Genomic DNA, 18,078 nt, shown 5'->3' on the forward strand with positions numbered 1-18,078 from the left:
CGCTCTCTTCCATCTTTGTTGGCCGGGGAGGGGGGGGGGCCGCCCCGGGGGGGGGGGGCCCCCCCCGGGGGGGGGGGGGGGGGGGGGGGGGGCCCCCCCCGCCCCCGCGCCTCCCGTCCGTCAGCAGACCGCGATCAGCCCGCAGCGGCCGCCTGCACCTGCCGCTGCACCCGGCCGAGCATGCCCACCATGCCCCGGATCCGCAGCGGGCTGACGGCCTCGGTGAGCCCGAGCGTCAGCGGGTAGTCCACCGGGACCGCCAGGACCTCGGATGCCGTCAGCCCGGACAGCCCCTGCGCCAGGATCGACGCGAACCCGCGGGTGGTCGGTGCCTCGCGCGGCGCCGTCGCGTGCATCCGCACCACGTCCGGCGCATCACCCTCGGCGCCCACCGTGACGGTGATGAACACGGGGGACTGGCACTCCTCGACGCGCTCGAGCTCGTCCTCGTGCCCCTGCAGCCGCTCGGGCAGCGCGGGGAGCTCGTCGGAGAACTCGAGGAGCAGCTGGAGGCGGTCCTGCTGCGAGAGCTCGAGGAAGTCGTCGCGGATCTCGGCGAGGGGACGGGGGAGTTCGGTGCTCATCGGGTGGGAACGGTACCCGGCTCGGTGCCCGTGGCGATCGGGACGCGCACGGCGCTGCCCCACTCGGTCCACGATCCGTCGTAGTTGCGGACGTTCTCGTAGCCGAGCAGGTGCTGCAGCACGAACCAGGTGTGGCTCGAGCGCTCGCCGATTCGGCAGTAGGCGATGACCTCGTCCGCGTCGCCGATGCCGGCACCCTCGCGGTACACGGCGTCCAGTTCCTGCCGGCTCTTGAACGTGCCGTCCGGAGCGGCTGCGGTCGCCCAGGGGATGTTCACGGCGGTCGGGACGTGCCCGGCGCGCAGGGCGCCCTCCTCCGGGTAGTCCGGCGCCGTGGTGCGCTCGCCGGAGTACTCGGGAGCGCTGCGCACGTCGATGAGCGGCTTGCCGAGGTGCTCGAGCACGTCGTCCTTGAAGGCGCGGACCTGCTCGTCGCGGCGCTCCACGACGGGGTACTCGACCGGGGTGACCTCGGTGCGGTCGGTGGTGAGCGCACGGTCCTCGGCGATCCACTTCGCCCGGCCACCGTCGAGCAGGCGGACGTCCTCGTGGCCGAACAGCGTGAAGACCCAGAGGGCGTACGCGGCCCACCAGTTGTTCTTGTCGCCGTGGATCACGACGGTGGTGTCGCGGCCGATGCCCTTGCCGCCGACGAGCCGGGCGAAGGCCTCGCCGTCGATGTAGTCGCGCTGCACCGGGTCGTTGAGGTCGGTGTGCCAGTCGATCTTCACCGAGCCGGGCACGTGGCCGGTCTCGTAGAGCAGGACGTCCTCGTCGGACTCGACGACCACCAGGTCGGGGGAGCCGGCACCGGCGTCGAGCTGCTCCTGCAGCCACTCGGTCGACACCAGGCGCTCGGGGTGGGCGTAGGCGGCGAACTTCTCGGACGGGTCGACCGGTGCGGTCATCGGGGGTACCTCCAGGTGCGGGACGAGCGGGGCGGACGAGGCATAGGATCGGTCCTCGGTGCCCGCGGGCAACGGTACGCGGACGTACCGACCGCCACCTGCAACGTGACACCGCACGACATGCTTCCCGGAGGGGCCACACTTGCCTGCACACCTCGTCGACCGTGACCCGCAGGTGACACCCCAGCAGATGGCCGCTGCGCTCGTGCCGCCGCCGCAGTTCGCCGACGCCTCGTTCGCCAGCTACCGTCCGGATCCGGAGTACCCGTCGCAGGCAGCGGTCCGCGACGCGGTCGAGGCCTTCGTCGCCACACGGCCCGAGCCGGCGAAGCGCGGACTGTTCGGCCGCCGCCGCGAACCCGTCCAGCCCGCACGCTCGGGCGTGTACCTGGACGGCGGGTTCGGCGTCGGCAAGACCCACCTGCTCGCGGCGGCGTACCACGCGGAGCCGTCCCGCAAGACCTTCGGCACGTTCATCGAGTACACCGCGCTCGTCGGCGCGCTCGGGTTCCAGGGGACGGTCGACCTGCTCCGCGGGACGTCCTTGGTCTGCATCGACGAGTTCGAGCTCGACGACCCGGGCGACACGATGGTGATGACGCGGCTCATCAAGGAGCTCTCCGAGTCGGGCACGCGCTTCGCGGCCACGTCGAACACCCCGCCCGGTGCCCTGGGCGAGGGCCGGTTCGCGGCGCAGGACTTCCTCCGCGAGATCCAGGCGATGTCCGATCGGTTCGACACCATGCGGATCGACGGGCTCGACTACCGCCGTCGCGCGGTCGACGAGTCCGCCCGTACGGTCGACGACGTCCCCGGTGCCCTGCCGGAGGGCACGACGACACTCGACGACTTCCGCGCGGTCGTCGCGCACCTGGCGAGCGTGCACCCGTCGAAGTACGTCGCCATGGTCGACGGGCTCGACGCCGTCGGGCTCACCGACGTGCAGGCGTTCACCGACCAGACCGACGCACTGCGGTGGGTCGCGCTCGTCGACCGGCTCTACGACGGGCAGGTCCGCATCGTCGCGTCCGGCACGCCCCTCGACCAGGTCTACCCGCAGGCGATGCTCGACGGCGGCTACCGGAAGAAGTACCTGCGGGCCGCATCGCGCGTGGTCGCGCTGTCCCGCGCGGCCGACTGAGCCACCGCCGGACGGGAGGCCCGTGGCGGCCCCGCCACGCGCCTCCCGTCCGGCGCGCGCGTGGCGCGACGTGCTCCCGGTCGGTCGGCGTCCTCGCCGCTCCCGCACGGGCCCGTCGGAGCGGCCCGAAACACATCGTTCACACGAGGGGCCGACGCGTTACACCCGCGAAACACATCGTGCTCCCTCGCGAAACGTCGCGTCGCCAGACTCTGAACACCCGAGGCGGACCGAGAGCCGCACAGCATTCGCGAGAGGTGAACAGATGCTCGATCAGGGCCAAACCGGCTTCATCATGATCATGGCTGCACTGGTGTTGTTCATGACACCCGGCCTTGCCTTCTTCTACGGCGGTCTCGTCAAGGCGAAGTCCGTCATCAGCATGATGATGATGTCGTTCGGCGCGATCGCGCTCGTCGGCGTCCTCTGGGTGCTCTACGGCTACGCGATCGCCTTCGCGAACACCGGCGACCACACCGCGGTGTCCGGCATCGTCGGCTTCTTCAGCATCGACTGGAACCAGATCGGTCTCGGCCAGGCGTTCGAGCAGTCGCAGGCGACGAAGCTCGCTGCGTCCTACCCCGACCTGGCGTTCGTCGGGTTCCAGGCCACCTTCGCGATCATCACCGTCGCGCTGATCTCCGGCGCCATCGCCGACCGCGCGAAGTTCGGCGCGTGGATGATCTTCGCCGGCGTCTGGGTCACGGTCGTCTACTTCCCGGTCGCCTCGTGGGTCTTCAACCTCACCTCGGGCTGGGCTGCCACCTGGGGCGTCATCGACTTCGCCGGTGGCACGGCCGTGCACATCAACGCCGGTGCGGCGGGCCTCGCCCTGGCGCTCGTGCTCGGCAAGCGCGTCGGCTTCGCCAAGGGTGCGCACAAGCCGCACAACCCGCCCTTCGTGCTCCTCGGTGCCGCGATCCTGTGGTTCGGCTGGTTCGGCTTCAACGCCGGGTCGGCCGGAGCTGCCAACAGCACCGCCGCTCTCGCCTGGGTGAACACCCTCGCCGCCCCGGCCGCGGCGGTCCTCGGCTGGCTGCTCATCGAGAAGCTCAAGGACGGCAAGGCCACCTCCGTCGGTGCCGCCTCGGGCGCCGTCGCCGGTCTCGTCGCGATCACCCCGGCCTGCGCGAACCTCACCCCGGGCTGGGGCATCCTGCTCGGCTTCCTCGCCGGTGTGGTCTGCTGCTTCGCGATCGACCTCAAGTACAAGCTCGGCTTCGACGACTCGCTCGACGTCGTGGGCGTCCACCTGGTCGGCGGCATCTTCGGCACGCTCTACCTGGGCATCTTCGCGAACAGCACCGGCCTCATCTACTCCGGATCGCTGGTGCAGCTCGGCAAGCAGGCTGCAGCGGCCGGTGCGGTCGGCGCCTACTCCTTCGTCCTCGCTCTCGTGATCGGCTTCGCCATCGAGAAGACGATCGGGTTCCGCGTCACGACCGAGGACGAGGTCGCCGGCATCGACACCGCCGTCCACGGCGAAGAGGGCTACGTCCTGTACGAGGAGTCGGACAAGACGCCGGTCTCGGTCCGCTAGGCACCGCTCCCACCCGCACGACGGGCCCCGCGCACACCAGGCGCGGGGCCCGTCGTCGTGTGCGGGTGCTCGGTAGGGTGGCGCCGTGGACGACGTCACCCTCGCGCACCCGCTCGTCGACGCGGTCGGAGCCGGTTTCGTCGTGCACGAGACGGACGCCGCGGTGGTCGAGTGCTCGAGCGAGCGGACCGGGCTCCTCCTCGAGGCCCGCCGCGCCGGGCTCGTGGTCGTGCTCCTCACGCCCGGGACCTCCCGGCTCACCGCCGCGATGTCGACGATGCTCCGCCGCACGGCGTCGAGCTGGGTCGTCCGCGACGGGGACCGGTACCGCGCAGCCGGGTCGGACGTGGTCGCTGACGACGTCGCCACCGCGATGCTCGCGCCGCAGGCGGTCACGCGCTCCGCGACGATCGGGCCGGGCGCGGTGCCCTGGGTCGAGGCGCTCGTCTCGGTCCACCACCCGGCATCGGAGGCCGCGACCCTCGGGCGGACCGCCGAGCTCCTGCTCGCCGGCCTCGCCGACGGCGGCCCCGATGCCTGGGGCACGGTGGAGCCCGCGACGCTCGCCTGGAGCGTTGCCGAGGTCACCGCCTTCGCCCGCCGCCGGGCGCCCCGACCGACACGCCTGGTCGCCGTGGCATCCACTTCCGGCGGGGTCGCGTCCGTCCAGCTCCGCATCGAACGCTCCGCCACCGGGGTGACGGAGGAGACGCGGCTCGTGCTGCCGCGACCCGTCGAGTCGGACGCGCTGCCGACGGACGACGACGGCCCCACGGTGCTCGCGGACCTGGCCGGGCGACAGCGGGTGCTGCTCGGCACCGCCTGGAGGACCAGCGGACACCCCGACGCGACCGTGTCCGCCCACCAGCTCCCGCTGCCGGTGCCGCTCGGCGCCGTCGTCGGGGCCGCAGCCGTCCGGGACCTCGGCATCGACCCGCGGACACTGCCCGCCGGGGTCCGGGCGGTGGGGCCGGCACGGGTGCCCTCGATGGTGCTCGACTTCACCCCGGAGGGCGTGCGGTCCGGGACGGTGCTGTCCCGCGGCGCCGACGCGGAGGCCCGGTGGCGCAGGCTGGCCCAGCTCGGTGACGCGCTCGGACCGCGAGCCGTCGAGATGCTCGGCCTCGGGGACCGACGATGAGTGCCGAGTGGGTCGTGCTCTCACCACGGCACGTCGACGCCGCCGTGGTCGTCGGGACAGCGGCAGCGGTCGACCCGGACCTCGGGGTCCGGCAGCTGTGGGACGGCAGCGCACTGCAGCTCACCACGCCGGACGGGGTCGTGCTCCTCACGCTGGTCCAGTCGCGACGGCTCGAGCGCACCACCGACGCCGAGCGTCTCCTCGGGACGCGCTCGGTCGCGACCCCCTCGTTCGGGGGTGACGAGCCGCTATGGTGGACCTCGGTCCACGTGGCCGCCCAGGACCCGTTCCGGGTGGTGGCCGAGCGGATCGTGCGGGACGTCGCTGCTGCGGCCGGGGGCCTGCCGGTCGCACGGTCCGCCGTCGAGGACTGACGGGGACCGACACGGCCCGTCACCGGACGACGAGGCGAGACGAGACGAGGGGGAGCGATGGGGAACGGCTGGCAGATCGACCCGGCGGGCGTGCAGTCGACGCTCGCGGGCACGGAGACGGCAGCGACGAACCTGTCGACCGCCTTCGACGGGCTCGCCGACGCCCACGCGGCGCTGACGACCGCGGTCGGTGACGACCAGGCGGTCGCAGGCGCGGTGGCCGCACTGATCGAGAGCCACACGGCGCTGCTGCAGCGCGTCGGCAACCACATCACCGCCGGTCTGGCCGGCGCTGCCAACGCGACCATGGCCTACTACCAGGGTGACGAGGAGATGGCCGCGACGGCGCAGGCCGACGCGATCCGTGCCTCCAGTACGGGCGACTTCTCCGGAGTCGACCTCGGAGACGGCGCATGACGGGGCAGTGCCGCGCCGACGGCCTGATCGATCCGGACGCGATCCCCGGCGCGAACATCAAGCCCGAGCAGGTCGACGCGGCCGGGACCGCCTTCGCGACCGCCGGCACCGACGTGCAGACGCGTGGGGCGGAGGTGAAGACGGCGTGGGCCGGCCTCGGCGGGAGCTACACGACGCCGGACTCGGCCGAACTCCTCACCGTGATGGACGGCGTCGAGACGGACACCGCTGCGCTGGCCGGGACCATGCAGAAGGTGTCGACCGCGATCAGCGACTACGCCACCGTCGTCGCCCCGATCGCACGTCGTCTCGTCGAGCTCAAGGCCGAGGCCGAGACCTTCGTGACGAAGGCACTGCAGGGCAAGACCGTCGGCCCGTGGGACCCCGAGCACCCGGCGAACCAGGGGCCCGTCGGCCTGGTGCAGCACTTCGGCGAGATCCTCGACGACGTGCACCTGCGCTGGGACGAGTACACGCCCTACGTCGACGAGAACAACGAGCTGCTCACGAAGGTCGCCGAACAGGAGACGAAGCTCTCGCAGGCCTCGGCCGACTGCGTCAACGCGATCAACGGGCTCCGGACCGACATGTGCATCGCCCAGGTGCAGGCCGTCGACTACACGACCGCCGTCAAGGCGAACGAGCCGATGCCGTGGGGGAGCACCGGCCGCGGCGACCAGTCCTGCCAGGAGTCGTTCGACTCGGGTGTCGGCGACGCCGCCGTGGGGACCGTCGAGGGCCTCGGAGGGCTGATCGGCTACAACTCGCAGACCGGCGAGTGGGGCGACGGGGAGTGGGCCGGGCAGTCGTGGCTCGGGTTCGCCGAGTCGCTCGGTGCGCTCGCGCTGATGGGCAGCCCGCCGTTGATCCTCGCCGCCACACTGCCGCCGGGCGTCCTGCCCGACGTGGTGCGCGAGACCGCGCAGGGCATCACGGCGAAGCAGCAGGCGATCGTCGAGGGCTTCGTCGGCTCGCCCGAGGACTGGCGGGACGACCCCGCGCACGCCGCCGGTGGTGCCGCCTTCAACATCGGGACGCTCTTCATCCCGGGTGCCGGCGAGATCGGCGCCGGCGCGAAGGTCGCCGCCGTCGGCTCGCGCGTCGCGGCCATGGCGGCGGACGGCAGCCGGCTCGCGGCCTTCGGGTCGAAGATCGCAGCGGCCGGGACGACGATGGTCCGGGTCGGGGACGCCCTGTCGGCGATCCCCGGTCGGGCGCTCGACGGCCTCGGGGACCTGGTGTCGCGGGGGCGGGGGAGCTTCGCGGACGCGCTCAGGGGGCTCGGGGACAACATCCCGACAGTCAAGGTCAGTGTGGAGCACGCGATGGCGACGCCGGACGGGTTCGGCGTCGGGCTCGGTCGGCCGCACATCGAGGTGGGGCACCCGGAGCCGGGGTCGCACTGGTTGCACTCGGTGGCGGATCGGGTGGAGGGCGGGGGATCGCGGACGCCGGATGAAGGTGGTCACCCGGTCGGACACGATTCGTCGCTGCCGGCTGAGGGAGGGCGTTCCGAGGCGAGCTCGATCGACGGGACGAGTCCACGGACTCTCGAGGGACGGCCGGTCGACGTGGTCGATCCGGGTGGCATTCCGGTGCAGATCCATGACACTCATCTGTCCCAGGCGTTCCTCGACAATGGCGGACTCCGCGGTCAGGAGGGGATCCGGGATGCACACACATTGCGCGATCACTTCGACGGCCAGCATGGTCCGAAGACCGATGAGGAGATCGCAAGTCGCGAGCCGGCTCCCAGCTCCGGCAGCAGTGCCTTCCGTCTGGCAGAGGATGATCTGAACCGGCTGATCGGCCGAGCGATCGACAGTCGGGCTGATGACATCCGCGCCTGGTTGGACATGGAGCCGAAGCCGAAGCCGAGGGTCTTCACGATCAGGGCCGAGTTCAGTGAGACGATCGGCAGACGGTTCCATGACGGCGTGTTCACAGACGAGAAGCAGATGTGGATGCAGCTCCTGTGGGACAAGAACAGCCCGGGCGGTTACGTCGTTCGTACCGCGTACCCGACGCGCTTTGGAGAGTGACATGCCACGGATCGACGACATCAGTTACGCAAATCATGACAGTCTTCTTCCACTGCTCGGTGGATTCATCGAGAACCTCTTCCCGTACTGGTGGGATGACTACTCGTCTGTCGCCGACTACCTCGACTTCTACCTCGACGGGTTCTCCCCTGAGGAGATCGTCGCGATGGCCCATGAGTACCGTCTGCTCGAGATCGACCACGTTCGAGATGCGGAAGTCAACGCTTTCCTCCGGCGGATGAACGCGAACTACTCGAACGATCGAGGGCCGAGCGGTGGGCGGGAGATGCTCGCCGAGATCGGCGAACGGCTGGGGCAACTCGAGCGCGGTGCGATCCCGAAGCACTTCAACTGACGCAGGCCGCGAAGCCTGCCCGGGTCAGCTGAGTGCCGAAGGAAGGTGACTGTGGTGATCGACGTCAGTGATTGGCTGCTCGTCGCAGAATGGGATGCTCGAGCTGAACCAGCGATGCCATAGCCGCTCGCATCGTCCAGACTTCGGCCGCGGTGCTCGAGGCATTTCCCTCCTTCAACGACAAGTGGACTGTTCACGACCGAACGATCTCCGGTGCGGATGCACGATCCTGGGGAGGGGTGATCGCCGCCTCGCCCTACCGGGTCGATGGCGTGGCGGAACCCGCTCGTGGATCTGCCCTCTCCTTGCTCTCCGAGTTCGAGAGTGGGGCTTTCCTCCGGGCTGCGATCACAGCTGGTGCCGCTTTCCAGACCAGGGTGCACAAGCCCAATGAGTTCGCTCTTGACTTCGTGGCGGATCCGTTCGGCGCTCCGATCGAGGTCGATCTGCCAGAGCGAGCCCGACAACGGTTCGGGCAACTCGGCGCTGAGATCCAGCGCATCTGGGCCGCTGGGGACCTCCGTGTCGAACATGGATGAGTCGCCGGCCAGCGTGTGACCGATGTCGGAAGCAGGAGGATGAGCATGGATCCTCGGAGATTGACCGGTGCGGAGGCGAAGCGCGGAGCGCCCGCCCTGTGGAATCTCCTGAACGCTGTTTTTCACGCTGACTGGCGCGACGACTTCGACAGCGCTCGCAAGGCTCTGGAAGCGGACCTGTCGCGTTACGGAAATCCAGACAGGCAGTTGGTGCACGAGGAAGCCGCAGAATGGCTCGCGAATGATGTGACTGACTCGCAGGTCGAGCACTTCCTCGAGTTGTCGGGAGCGGACCTCTGGATCGAGTCAGAGCTGCACATGAGTGGACGCGCGTTCGCGCGCCTGGTCTTCGACCTGACGGAAGATGCCGCTTGATCGATCGGACGGGCCCGGCGGCTCACGATCGGGGACCATCTCGAGGTGGTGGGTGCGGCGACGGTGACGGCCCTCGCCGACCTCGTCACCACCATCGTCGGAGCATCCGAAGCACTGAAACGTCCCGGCGTCGATGAAGGTCCTGAGTCCGCACGGACGGGAGGCGGGGGGGGGGGGGGGGCCCCCCCCCCCCCCCCCCCCCCCCCGCGGGGGGGGGGGGGGCCCCCCCCCCCCCCCCCCCCCCGGGGGGGGGGGGGGGGGGGGGGCCCCCCCCCCCCCCCGCCTCCCGTCCGACGGTCGTGTCAGCGACTCACCAGGCGTAGTCCTCCGGCGAGGTCTCGTGCCCCGGGAAGATCTCGTCGAGGCGCGCCAGCGCCGCCTCGTCGAGACGGATGTCGACGGCGCGGACCGCGGACTCCCACTGCTCCATGGTGCGCGGGCCGGTGATCGGGGCGGTCACGCCGGGCTGGTGCAGCAGCCAGGCCAGGGCGAGCTCGCCCGGGGTGTGGCCGAGCTCCTTCGCGAAGGACTCGTAGGCGGTGAGCTGGTCGCGGTGGCCCTCGACGTACTCGGCGCTGCGGCCGGAGAGGCGCCGGGACCCGTTCTCGGTCTTCTCGATGACGCCACCGAGCAGGCCGCCCTGCAGCGGCGACCACGGGATGACGCCGAGGCCGTACTCGCGGGCAGCGGGCAGGACCTCGCGCTCGACGTCGCGCACGACGAGGTTGTAGATCGACTGCTCGCTGACCAGGCCGAGGGACCCCCGACGGGCGGCCGCTTCCTGCGCCTGGGCGATGTGCCACCCGGCGAAGTTCGAGGACCCGACGTAGAGGACCTTGCCCTGCTGCACCGCGACGTCGATCGCCTGCCAGATCTCGTCCCAGGGGGTCGCCCGGTCGACGTGGTGGAACTGGTACAGGTCGACGTGGTCGGTCTGCAGCCGGCGGAGGCTGGCGTCGAGCGACTGCCGGATGTTCAGCGCGCTGAGCTTGCCGCCGTTCGGCCAGTCGGTCATCTCGCCGTAGACCTTCGTGGCGAGCACGGTCTTCTCGCGCCGGCCGCCGCCCTTCGCGAACCAGCGGCCGATGATCTCCTCGGTGGCGCCCTTGCCCACCGAGCCGCCGTAGCCGTTGGCGGTGTCGAAGAAGTTCACGCCGAGCTCGTGCGCCCGGTCCATGATCGCGTGCGAGTCGTCCTCGCTGGTCTCCGGGCCGAAGTTCATCGTGCCGAGCACCGCCCGTGACACCGACAGCCCTGTCCGTCCGAGGTGTGTGTAGTCCATGACCCCGGTCTACGCCCGACCCGGTGTGCGGACCAGGCCCTGCGGGTACCGGTCATGCGCCCGGCGTAGAAGGGACTGGCCCGCTCTCCACGGCGAGCGGTCGACACACCCCGGACGGAAGGACGCACCCATGCCCGCGAAGGACGAGATCCCCAGCACCCTGCAGCGGTCGCCGAAGCACGCGCAGGACATCTTCACCGAGACGCTCGACTCGGCCAACGAGACGTACGGACCGGGGGAGCGCGCACACCGCACGGCGTACGCCGCGGTGAAGCACGAGTACGAGAAGGTCGGCGACCACTGGGAGGAGAAGGACTCGTCCGGCCCGTCGGACGACGGCGCAGCGGGCACGCGCGGTTCCGGGGAGACCCAAGGCGGCGTCGACGCGAACGCCACGAAGGCGCATCTCATGGAGGTCGCGAAGCGCCTCGACGTCAGCGGGCGCTCGACGATGGACAAGGACGAACTCGTGCAGGCGATCAAGCGCGCGAACGACCGTGCGACGGCGGCCGCGCGGAAGTGAGGACCGGCGGGCCACCTGGACGTCCCTGCATGCCCTGCCCGGCATGAGCGCCCCGCGGAGGGGAGTAGCGTGCCGCGGGTGAACACGCCAGCACTCCGTGGCAGCCGCATCCTCGGCTTCGGCCACCACCAGCCCGAACGGGTCCTCACCAACGACGAACTGTCGACCATGGTCGACACGAACGACGAGTGGATCACCACCCGCACCGGCATCAGGACCCGCCGCATCGCCGGCCCGGACGACAGCGTCGTGTCGATGGCGATCGAGGCCGGTCGGATGGCGATCGCCGATGCCGGCCTCGAACCGTCCGACATCGGACTCGTGATCGTCGCCTCGACCACCCACCGCGAGCGGTCGCCCTACACGGCCGGTCGGGTCGCCGCGGCGCTCGGGATGGCGAACGGACCGGCGCCGATCGACATCAACACCGCGTGCAGCGGGTTCGAGTACGCGATGGCCCTCGCCGACCAGTCGATCCGCGTGGGCGCCTCGGACACCGCACTCGTGATCGGGTCCGAGACGCTGTCGAGCATCGCCGACTGGACGGACCGGTCGACCTGCGTGCTCGTGGGTGACGGGGCCGGAGCGGTCGTGATCGGCGCCTCGGAGACCGCGGAGATCGGTCCCGTGTCGTGGGGGAGCGTGCCGCACCTGAACGAGGCCGTCCTGGTCACGCGGGACCCCGAGTACTTCACCCAGCAGGGCCGGTCGATCTACCGGTGGGCGATCACCGAGGCCGAGGGCCACGCACGCAAGGTGGTCGACGCGGCCGGGGTGACCCTCGACGACATCGCGGTGTTCGCCTTCCACCAGGCGAACCTGCGCATCATCGAGCCCCTCGCCGCGGCGCTGGGCGGAGCGGACAAGTACGTCGTGCGCGACGTGGTCGAGTCGGGCAACACCTCGGCCGCGAGCGTGCCCCTCGGACTGTCCAAGGCCTGGCACCGGGGGGAGCTGCCGGAGGACGCGCTCGCCCTGCTGTTCGGCTTCGGGGGCGGCTTCGCGCACGCCGGACAGGTGGTGCGGACGCCGAAGCGGCGCGCGTGACCTCGTGAGCCGATGACGGACGGGAGGGGGGGGGGGGGGCGGGCCCCCCCCCCCCCCCCCCCCGCGCGGGGGGGGGGGGGGCCCCCCCCCCCCCCCCCCCCCCCCGCGGCCCCCCCCCCGCCTCCAGGCCGTCGCGTCAGGATCCGCGCGTCAGGATCCGCGCGTCAGGGCGTGATGCGGCCCGGCAGCATGTCCCGCGTCAGGCCGTGCGCCTCGGCGAGCACCTTCCGCGCCTCGTCGGTCTTGTCGGGGACGTTCCAGAGCAGCACGCCACGCACCGTGTCGTCGTCGTCCAGGTAGTAGACGACGCCGGTGGACAGCGGTTCCTGCCAGTCCTCCACGGTCTGCAGCTCGGTCGACACCTGGCCGACGGCCTCGTAGCCCGTGTCGAACACGTTCGAGTAGAACATCGGCGTGTGGTCGTACGTCTCGTCCGCGTCGGCCAGGTTCCGGCCGACCTGCCGGCCCTGCTCCTTCGCGTTGTCGACGTGCTCGACCCGACGCGTGCCGAGGATGCGGTCCGGGTACTCGGCGACGTCACCGGCGGCGAACACCGACTCGTCGTCGGTCACCAGCGTCGACGAGACCACGATGCCGTCGCGCACGGTCAGACCGGCGGCCTCGGCGAGCTGCGTCTGCGGCTCGATGCCGAGTCCGGCGACGACCGCGTCGGCCTCGAGGACGGACCCGTCGTCGAGCGTCAGGCTGACGCCGCGGTCCGACTCCGTGCCCTGTTCGACCCGTCGTCCGGTGCGGAGCTCGATGCCGTGGTCGACGAAGCGCTGCTGGAAGGCGTGCGCGAGGTCGTCCGGGAACATGTGCCCGCCGAGGACCTCGTCGGGCGTCACGAGGGTCACCCGGGCGCCGTTCTGCACGATGCCCGCGGCGATCTCGGTGCCGATGTAGCTGCCGCCGACGACGGCCACGTGCGCACCGGCATCGGCGAGCTCCCGCAGCCGGCGGTAGTCGTCGGCGCTGCGGAAGTCGAGGACCCGTGCGGAGGGCGACAGGCCCGGCAGGCTGCGCGGCTTCCCACCGGTCGCGAGCAGCAGGCGCTCGTACCCGTGGGTGTCGCCGGCCGAGGTCGTGACGGTCCTCGCCTCGCGGTCGATCGACGTCACCACGGTCCCGAGCACGAACGTCGCCCCGGTCTCCTCGGTGTGCAGGTCGACCTTCTCGTCCCAACTGAACTCCGGGTCGGTCCAGAGCTTCTTGGACAGGGCCGGTCGGGCGTAGGGACGGTCGGTCTCCTCGCTGACGATGCCGATCGAGCCGTCGGCGTCGATCTCCCGGATCCCGCGGGCAGCGGCGTCGGCCACCATCCCGCCGCCGACGATCAGGTAGCGGAAGTCGGTCATGGTCCTCCTAGATGGTGGCGACCGAGCCCGAGTCGACCCGGTAGTTCGACCCGTTGACGAAGCTCGCCAGGTCGGAGCAGAGGAAGGCGACGACGTTCGCGACCTCCTCGGGCTCCCCGCGGCGACCGAGCTCCATGTACGGACGCTGCTCGTCGAGGAAGCTCGAGATCGCCTCGTCGAACGAGGTCCCCTGCTCCTTCGCCCGCTTGTCCATCATCGCGTCGGTCATCGGGGTGTGGATGAAGGCAGGGCTCACGGTGTTCACGAGCAGACCCTCGGACGCGTAGGACCGCGACAGGCCCTTGGCGAAGGAGAGCACGCCGGCCTTGGCGGCGCAGTAGGGCAGTTCGTCGTCGTAGGGCTGGGATGCGTCCTCGGAGACGAGGTAGACGATCCGACCCCACCCGCCCTTCCGGAGGTCGCCGATGAACTCGCGCGTGATGCGCACCGGGCCCATCAGGTCGACGTCGATGGTGTCGAGCCAGCCCTGCTCGTCGATCTCGTGGAACATCCCCTGGGCGCCCGTGATGCCGGACGACTGCACGAGGATGTCGATCTCACCGACGGCGTCGCGCACGCGCTCGTGCAACGTGGCGAGACTGTCCGCCTTCGTCACGTCGGCGGCGAAGGCGAAGAGCTTGCCGTGCGGTGCCTCGAGCTGGTCGGCGCTCGTGTCGAGGCGGCCCTGGTCGAGGTCGGTGACGACCACGGTCGCACCCTCCGCCAGGAGGATGCGAGCCGTGTTCCAGCCGATGCCGGAGTCGCCACCGAAGACGAGCGCGACCTTGCCGGTGATGCCGAGGTCCACGTGTCGTCCCTACTCGTGCTCGGAGGCCTCGGCGACGGCCGGGGTCGTGGCGGCGGCCAGCGGGGTCCGCGGCTCGCGGTTCTCGGCGGAGACCATCCAGGCGAGCTGCTCGAGGCGCTCGATGAAGCCGTGGAGCAGGTCCGCGGTCGTCGGGTCCTCGTCGTCGACCTCGTCGTGCACGTCGCGCATGGTGCCGGTGGCCTGGTACAGCCGCAGCGTGATGGCGTCGATGGCGTCGTGCGTGTCGATCTCGCCGTCCGGGAAGGCGTCGAGGTGCGTGCCCGCGGCGACCGTGGCCGAACGGCCGTCCGGGATCGCGTACAGGGCGCGCATGCGCTCCGCGGTGTCGTCGGCGAACTCACGTGCGGCGTCGACGATCTCGTCGAGCTGCAGGTGCAGGTCGCGGAAGTTGTGTCCGAGGATGTTCCAGTGGGCCTGCTTGCCCTGCAGGTGCAGGTCGACGAGGTCCACCAGGACGGCCTGGAGGTTGGCGGCGAGCTTGTCCGATGCGTGCATGATCGGCTCCTTTCGCGGTCGGTGACCCTTCTGGTCTACGCGGTCGCGTGGACGACGCTCTCAGTGCACGTGCACCCGGGCGTCCCCCGTGGGGCCGACGGTCGTGCTCCGGCGCCGACCGTCAGTGCTCGGGCGCGGGGTCGACCTGGTCGACGGCGTCGCGCATCCGCTCGAGGAAGGACGCGACGACGCGGGCGTCGTCGGCGGACAGCCCCTCGGCGATGGACATCATCCGCCGGTGCATCACCCCGAGGGTGGCGCGGACCTCGTCGTCGGTCTCGGTCGTGGGGGTGATCACGAGCGCGCGACGGTCGGTCGGGTGCGGGTCACGACGGACGTGGTTCGACCGCACGAGCCGGTCGATCAGGATCGTGGTCGAGGCCGACGAGATCTTCAGGTAGGCGGACAGGTCCTTCGGTTTGACCGTGCGGCCGGCGCGCTGGGCCTGCAGCAGGTAGCGGACGGCGAGCAGGTCGGTCTCGCCCATCCCCATCGAGTCGCGGGTCCGTCGCCGCATCGCGGTCTCGGCCGCCCGGTAGCGACGCAGGGCGTTCAGCACGGCGACGCCGCGCTGCGTGGCGTCGTCGTCGGGGAACCAGTACCCCGACGCCTCCGTGATCTCCTGCGTCGACATGCCGTTCAGGGTAACCCGTCTGGTATCTCGGTGGTCTAGCGGATCCGGATCCTGTGGACGGGTCGTCGCGTCCGTGCAGGACGGCCTGGAGGCGCGGCACCAGCCGGCACCGCGCCTCCAGGCCGTCTCGTGGTCACCGGGTGGCGACCCGGTCGCTCAGGCCGCGGCGCGTGCGTCCGCCGCGTCCGCCAGGGCGCGGAGCGCGCCCTGCACGAGCTCGACGACCTCGGCGTCCTCGCGCGGGTGGGTCTCCGCGAACCGGACGACCGACTGCGGGATGGCGACCTTGACGTCCTCCAGGACCGTCGCGCCCGCGATGCCCGCGGACTTGCGGGCGTCGTCGTGCGCCCACACGCCGCCGTACTGGCCGAAGGCCGAGCCGATCACGGCGAGCGGCTTGCCCGACAGGGGCGACGAGCCGAACGGACGCGAGCCCCAGTCGAGCGCGTTCTTCAGCACGGCCGGCATCGTGCCGTTGTACTCGGGGGTGACGAGCAGGACGGCGCCGGCGACGGCGACGGCGTCGCGGAACGCGACGGCTGCGGCCGGCGGGGTGTCGCCGTCGATGTCCTCGTTGTAGAAGGGCAGGTCGACGATGCCGTCGAAGGTGGTGAGCGTGATCCCCTCGGGGGCGTGCTGCTCGGCGGCCTCGGCGAGCTTCCGGTTGATCGAGCCGGCGCGCAGGCTGCCGACGAGAGCGAGGACGTTCGTCATGGTGGTTCCCTTCTGTCCGTGACCGTTCGGTCACAGAATGGTGTCAGGGACAACCAATGCGGACCCTGGACGCTGCATTCCCGGTCCGGACCGGCTGGGTAGGTTGGCCCGGTGAGCACCCATCGGACGCCCGCCAGCACCCCGCGCACCACCGACCCGGACTGGTGGCGCCAGGCCGTCGTGTACCAGGTGTACCCGCGGAGCTTCGCGGACACCGACGCGGACGGCCTGGGTGACATCGCGGGCGTCACGAGCCGCGTGCCGTACCTGGCGTCGCTCGGCGTGGACGCGGTGTGGCTCTCGCCCTTCTACCCGTCGCCGCTCGCCGACGGCGGCTACGACGTCGCCGACTACCGTGACGTCGACCCGCGCCTCGGCACGCTCGACGACGTCGACACGTTCATCCGCACCGCGCACGAGCACGACATCCGCGTGATCGTCGACGTCGTGCCGAACCACACGTCCGACCAGCACGAGTGGTTCCGCGAGGCGCTGGCGGCCGCACCCGGCTCTCCCGAGCGTGCGCGCTACGTGTTCCGGGACGGGGCGGGGGAGGCCGGTGAGCTGCCGCCGAGCGACTGGGTGTCGAACTTCGGCGGCAGTGCGTGGACGCGGGTGCCGGACGGGCAGTGGTACCTGCACCTGTTCGCGCCGGAGCAGCCCGACCTCGACTGGTCGAACCCCGAGGTCCGTGCGGACTTCGAGCACACGCTGCGGTCCTGGTCCGACCGCGGGGTGGACGGCTTCCGGGTCGACGTCGCGCACGGACTCGCGAAGGACCTGTCGACGCCGTACCGACCCTCGAACGAGCAGGCCCTGCCCCTCGACGGTTCGGACCCGCTGTACGACCGCGACGAGGTGCACGAGATCTTCGGGACCTGGCGCTCCGTGCTCGACGAGTACGACCCACCGCGTGCCGCGATCGCCGAGGCCTGGGCGCCGGCGCCCCGCCGCGTGCTCTACGCCCGGCCGACCGAGCTCGGGCAGGCCTTCAACTTCGACCTGCTCGAGGCTCCGTACGACGCCCGGGCCTTCCGCACGATCATCGAGCGGAACCTCGCGATGTCGGCCGAGTCCGGAGCCTCCTCGACGTGGGTGCTGTCGAACCACGACGTGGTCCGGCACGCGACGCGGTACGGCCTGCCCGACGGTACCGACACCGACGCGTGGCTGCTGACCGACGGCACCTCGCCCGAGCTGGACCGCCGGCGCGGGGAGCGCCGGGCGCGCGCGGCGACGTTGCTGGTCCTGGCGCTGCCGGGGTCGACGTACCTGTACCAGGGCGAGGAGCTCGGGCTGCACGAGGCCCCGGCGATCCCGCACGAGCTGCTGCAGGACCCGAAGTGGATCCGCACCGGGCACACGGTGAAGGGCCGGGACGGCTGCCGTGTGCCGATCCCGTGGACGCGGACGGGCCCGTCGTTCGGCTTCGGCGACGTCGCACCGCACCTGCCGCAGCCGGAGGACTTCGGTGACTCGTCGGTCGAGGCCGAGGACGGCGACCCCACGTCGACGCTGTCGCTCTACCGCCGGGCGACGACCGCCAGGCGACGACTGCAGCAGGGTGAGGAGCTGACGTGGCTCGGTGCCGGTGACGACGTCGTGGCGTTCGCCCGGCACGACGGCTGGCGTTCGGTGTCGAACCTCGGGACGTCGCCGGTGCCGATGCCGTCCGGCTCCGTGGTGCTGGCGTCCGGACCGCTCGACGCGGGCGACGGGATGCTGCCCGGCGAGACCACGGTGTGGCTCGCCTGACCGAGGTGCGGCTCGGGTGTCCCCG

General features: G+C 71.2%; 19 protein-coding genes. 11 read left to right on the plus strand and 8 right to left on the minus strand.

All coding sequences use genetic code 11. The features are described from left to right. Positions 1 to 134: 134 nt before the first annotated feature. The gene (locus ABIC52_RS15570; RefSeq protein ID WP_126890590.1) at positions 135 to 584 is read right to left on the minus strand and encodes a SufE family protein; all 450 of its coding nucleotides are present in this window, start codon (positions 582 to 584) and stop codon (positions 135 to 137) included. Continuing rightward, a complete protein-coding gene (locus tag ABIC52_RS15575; protein ID WP_209823690.1) occupies positions 581 to 1,492 on the minus strand; it encodes a sulfurtransferase in 912 nt (303 codons plus the stop codon). The genes ABIC52_RS15570 and ABIC52_RS15575 overlap by 4 nt, the downstream gene beginning before the upstream one ends. A 190-nt stretch (positions 1,493 to 1,682) precedes the next feature. On the opposite strand from ABIC52_RS15575, the gene zapE reads away from it, so the two are divergent. From zapE to ABIC52_RS15615, 8 genes are all read left to right on the plus strand, one after another. Continuing rightward, complete coding sequence (gene zapE / locus ABIC52_RS15580; RefSeq protein ID WP_126890618.1) at positions 1,683 to 2,633, plus strand: cell division protein ZapE; 951 nt, start codon at positions 1,683 to 1,685, stop codon at positions 2,631 to 2,633. 265 nt (positions 2,634 to 2,898) lie between these two features. Continuing rightward, positions 2,899 to 4,173, plus strand: coding sequence for an ammonium transporter (locus ABIC52_RS15585; protein ID WP_126890592.1), 1,275 nt, complete (start codon positions 2,899 to 2,901; stop codon positions 4,171 to 4,173). Between the two features lie 85 nt (positions 4,174 to 4,258). Next, positions 4,259 to 5,314, plus strand: coding sequence for a DUF6177 family protein (locus ABIC52_RS15590; RefSeq protein WP_209823689.1), 1,056 nt, complete (start codon positions 4,259 to 4,261; stop codon positions 5,312 to 5,314). After that, the gene (locus tag ABIC52_RS15595) at positions 5,311 to 5,688 is read left to right on the plus strand and encodes a hypothetical protein (protein WP_354027766.1); all 378 of its coding nucleotides are present in this window, start codon (positions 5,311 to 5,313) and stop codon (positions 5,686 to 5,688) included. Before ABIC52_RS15590 ends, ABIC52_RS15595 begins: the two co-directional genes overlap by 4 nt. Before the next feature lie 57 nt (positions 5,689 to 5,745). Then, a complete protein-coding gene (locus ABIC52_RS15600) occupies positions 5,746 to 6,105 on the plus strand; it encodes a DUF6507 family protein (RefSeq protein ID WP_126890595.1) in 360 nt (119 codons plus the stop codon). Beyond that, positions 6,102 to 8,147 carry an RNase A-like domain-containing protein gene (locus ABIC52_RS15605; protein ID WP_354027767.1) on the plus strand — a complete coding sequence of 682 codons (2,046 nt, stop codon included), beginning with the start codon at positions 6,102 to 6,104 and terminating at the stop codon, positions 8,145 to 8,147. The genes ABIC52_RS15600 and ABIC52_RS15605 overlap by 4 nt, the downstream gene beginning before the upstream one ends. Before the next feature lies 1 nt (position 8,148). Beyond that, positions 8,149 to 8,502 (plus strand): hypothetical protein, encoded by a 354-nt coding sequence (locus ABIC52_RS15610; RefSeq protein ID WP_354027768.1) that lies wholly within the window; start codon positions 8,149 to 8,151, stop codon positions 8,500 to 8,502. A 599-nt stretch (positions 8,503 to 9,101) separates the two neighbouring features. Continuing rightward, on the plus strand, positions 9,102 to 9,416 hold the full coding sequence (locus tag ABIC52_RS15615; protein ID WP_209676999.1) for a hypothetical protein: 315 nt from the start codon (positions 9,102 to 9,104) through the stop codon (positions 9,414 to 9,416). Between the two features lie 310 nt (positions 9,417 to 9,726). Here ABIC52_RS15615 and ABIC52_RS15620 read toward each other — a convergent pair whose 3' ends face one another. Further along, a complete protein-coding gene (locus ABIC52_RS15620; RefSeq protein WP_354027769.1) occupies positions 9,727 to 10,698 on the minus strand; it encodes an aldo/keto reductase in 972 nt (323 codons plus the stop codon). A gap of 130 nt (positions 10,699 to 10,828) precedes the next feature. On the opposite strand from ABIC52_RS15620, the gene ABIC52_RS15625 reads away from it, so the two are divergent. Both ABIC52_RS15625 and ABIC52_RS15630 read left to right on the plus strand, forming a co-directional pair. Continuing rightward, entirely contained in the window at positions 10,829 to 11,221 is a 393-nt protein-coding gene (locus tag ABIC52_RS15625; protein WP_126890602.1) for a ChaB family protein, read from the plus strand. Positions 11,222 to 11,299: 78 nt separating this feature from the next. Next, entirely contained in the window at positions 11,300 to 12,268 is a 969-nt protein-coding gene (locus tag ABIC52_RS15630; protein WP_354027770.1) for a beta-ketoacyl-ACP synthase 3, read from the plus strand. A 164-nt stretch (positions 12,269 to 12,432) separates the two neighbouring features. On the opposite strand, the gene ABIC52_RS15635 is transcribed toward ABIC52_RS15630, so the two are convergent. From ABIC52_RS15635 to ABIC52_RS15655, 5 genes are all read right to left on the minus strand, one after another. Further along, positions 12,433 to 13,626 (minus strand): NAD(P)/FAD-dependent oxidoreductase, encoded by a 1,194-nt coding sequence (locus ABIC52_RS15635; RefSeq protein ID WP_354027771.1) that lies wholly within the window; start codon positions 13,624 to 13,626, stop codon positions 12,433 to 12,435. Positions 13,627 to 13,633: 7 nt separating this feature from the next. Continuing rightward, positions 13,634 to 14,434 carry an SDR family NAD(P)-dependent oxidoreductase gene (locus ABIC52_RS15640; RefSeq protein WP_126891958.1) on the minus strand — a complete coding sequence of 267 codons (801 nt, stop codon included), beginning with the start codon at positions 14,432 to 14,434 and terminating at the stop codon, positions 13,634 to 13,636. A gap of 9 nt (positions 14,435 to 14,443) precedes the next feature. Then, on the minus strand, positions 14,444 to 14,950 hold the full coding sequence (locus tag ABIC52_RS15645; protein ID WP_126891959.1) for a Dps family protein: 507 nt from the start codon (positions 14,948 to 14,950) through the stop codon (positions 14,444 to 14,446). 121 nt (positions 14,951 to 15,071) lie between these two features. Continuing rightward, positions 15,072 to 15,584, minus strand: a complete 513-nt coding sequence (locus tag ABIC52_RS15650; protein ID WP_209676230.1) for a MarR family winged helix-turn-helix transcriptional regulator — start codon at positions 15,582 to 15,584, stop codon at positions 15,072 to 15,074. A 156-nt stretch (positions 15,585 to 15,740) separates the two neighbouring features. After that, complete coding sequence (locus ABIC52_RS15655) at positions 15,741 to 16,298, minus strand: NADPH-dependent FMN reductase (protein WP_354027772.1); 558 nt, start codon at positions 16,296 to 16,298, stop codon at positions 15,741 to 15,743. Positions 16,299 to 16,409: 111 nt separating this feature from the next. Between ABIC52_RS15655 and ABIC52_RS15660 the strand changes: the two genes are divergently transcribed. Next, entirely contained in the window at positions 16,410 to 18,053 is a 1,644-nt protein-coding gene (locus tag ABIC52_RS15660; protein ID WP_354027773.1) for a glycoside hydrolase family 13 protein, read from the plus strand. The last annotated feature ends 25 nt before the right edge of the window (positions 18,054 to 18,078 follow it).

Origin of the sequence: Curtobacterium oceanosedimentum (assembly GCF_040545555.1) — a bacterium.
In the GTDB taxonomy this organism is placed as follows: Bacteria; Actinomycetota; Actinomycetes; order Actinomycetales; family Microbacteriaceae; genus Curtobacterium.

What these genes read in the sequence shown, in the direction of transcription:
- zapE (WP_126890618.1), top strand. Translation starts at nt 1,683, where the DNA reads ATGGCCGCTGCGCTCGTGCCGCCGCCGCAGTTCGCCGACGCCTCGTTC.
- ABIC52_RS15650 (WP_209676230.1), bottom strand. Translation starts at nt 15,584, where the DNA reads ATGTCGACGCAGGAGATCACGGAGGCGTCGGGGTACTGGTTCCCCGAC.
- ABIC52_RS15585 (WP_126890592.1), top strand. Translation starts at nt 2,899, where the DNA reads ATGCTCGATCAGGGCCAAACCGGCTTCATCATGATCATGGCTGCACTG.
- ABIC52_RS15575 (WP_209823690.1), bottom strand. Translation starts at nt 1,492, where the DNA reads ATGACCGCACCGGTCGACCCGTCCGAGAAGTTCGCCGCCTACGCCCAC.
- ABIC52_RS15655 (WP_354027772.1), bottom strand. Translation starts at nt 16,298, where the DNA reads ATGACGAACGTCCTCGCTCTCGTCGGCAGCCTGCGCGCCGGCTCGATC.
- ABIC52_RS15620 (WP_354027769.1), bottom strand. Translation starts at nt 10,698, where the DNA reads ATGGACTACACACACCTCGGACGGACAGGGCTGTCGGTGTCACGGGCG.
- ABIC52_RS15625 (WP_126890602.1), top strand. Translation starts at nt 10,829, where the DNA reads ATGCCCGCGAAGGACGAGATCCCCAGCACCCTGCAGCGGTCGCCGAAG.
- ABIC52_RS15605 (WP_354027767.1), top strand. Translation starts at nt 6,102, where the DNA reads ATGACGGGGCAGTGCCGCGCCGACGGCCTGATCGATCCGGACGCGATC.
- ABIC52_RS15600 (WP_126890595.1), top strand. Translation starts at nt 5,746, where the DNA reads ATGGGGAACGGCTGGCAGATCGACCCGGCGGGCGTGCAGTCGACGCTC.
- ABIC52_RS15595 (WP_354027766.1), top strand. Translation starts at nt 5,311, where the DNA reads ATGAGTGCCGAGTGGGTCGTGCTCTCACCACGGCACGTCGACGCCGCC.
- ABIC52_RS15645 (WP_126891959.1), bottom strand. Translation starts at nt 14,950, where the DNA reads ATGCACGCATCGGACAAGCTCGCCGCCAACCTCCAGGCCGTCCTGGTG.
- ABIC52_RS15635 (WP_354027771.1), bottom strand. Translation starts at nt 13,626, where the DNA reads ATGACCGACTTCCGCTACCTGATCGTCGGCGGCGGGATGGTGGCCGAC.
- ABIC52_RS15610 (WP_354027768.1), top strand. Translation starts at nt 8,149, where the DNA reads ATGCCACGGATCGACGACATCAGTTACGCAAATCATGACAGTCTTCTT.
- ABIC52_RS15570 (WP_126890590.1), bottom strand. Translation starts at nt 584, where the DNA reads ATGAGCACCGAACTCCCCCGTCCCCTCGCCGAGATCCGCGACGACTTC.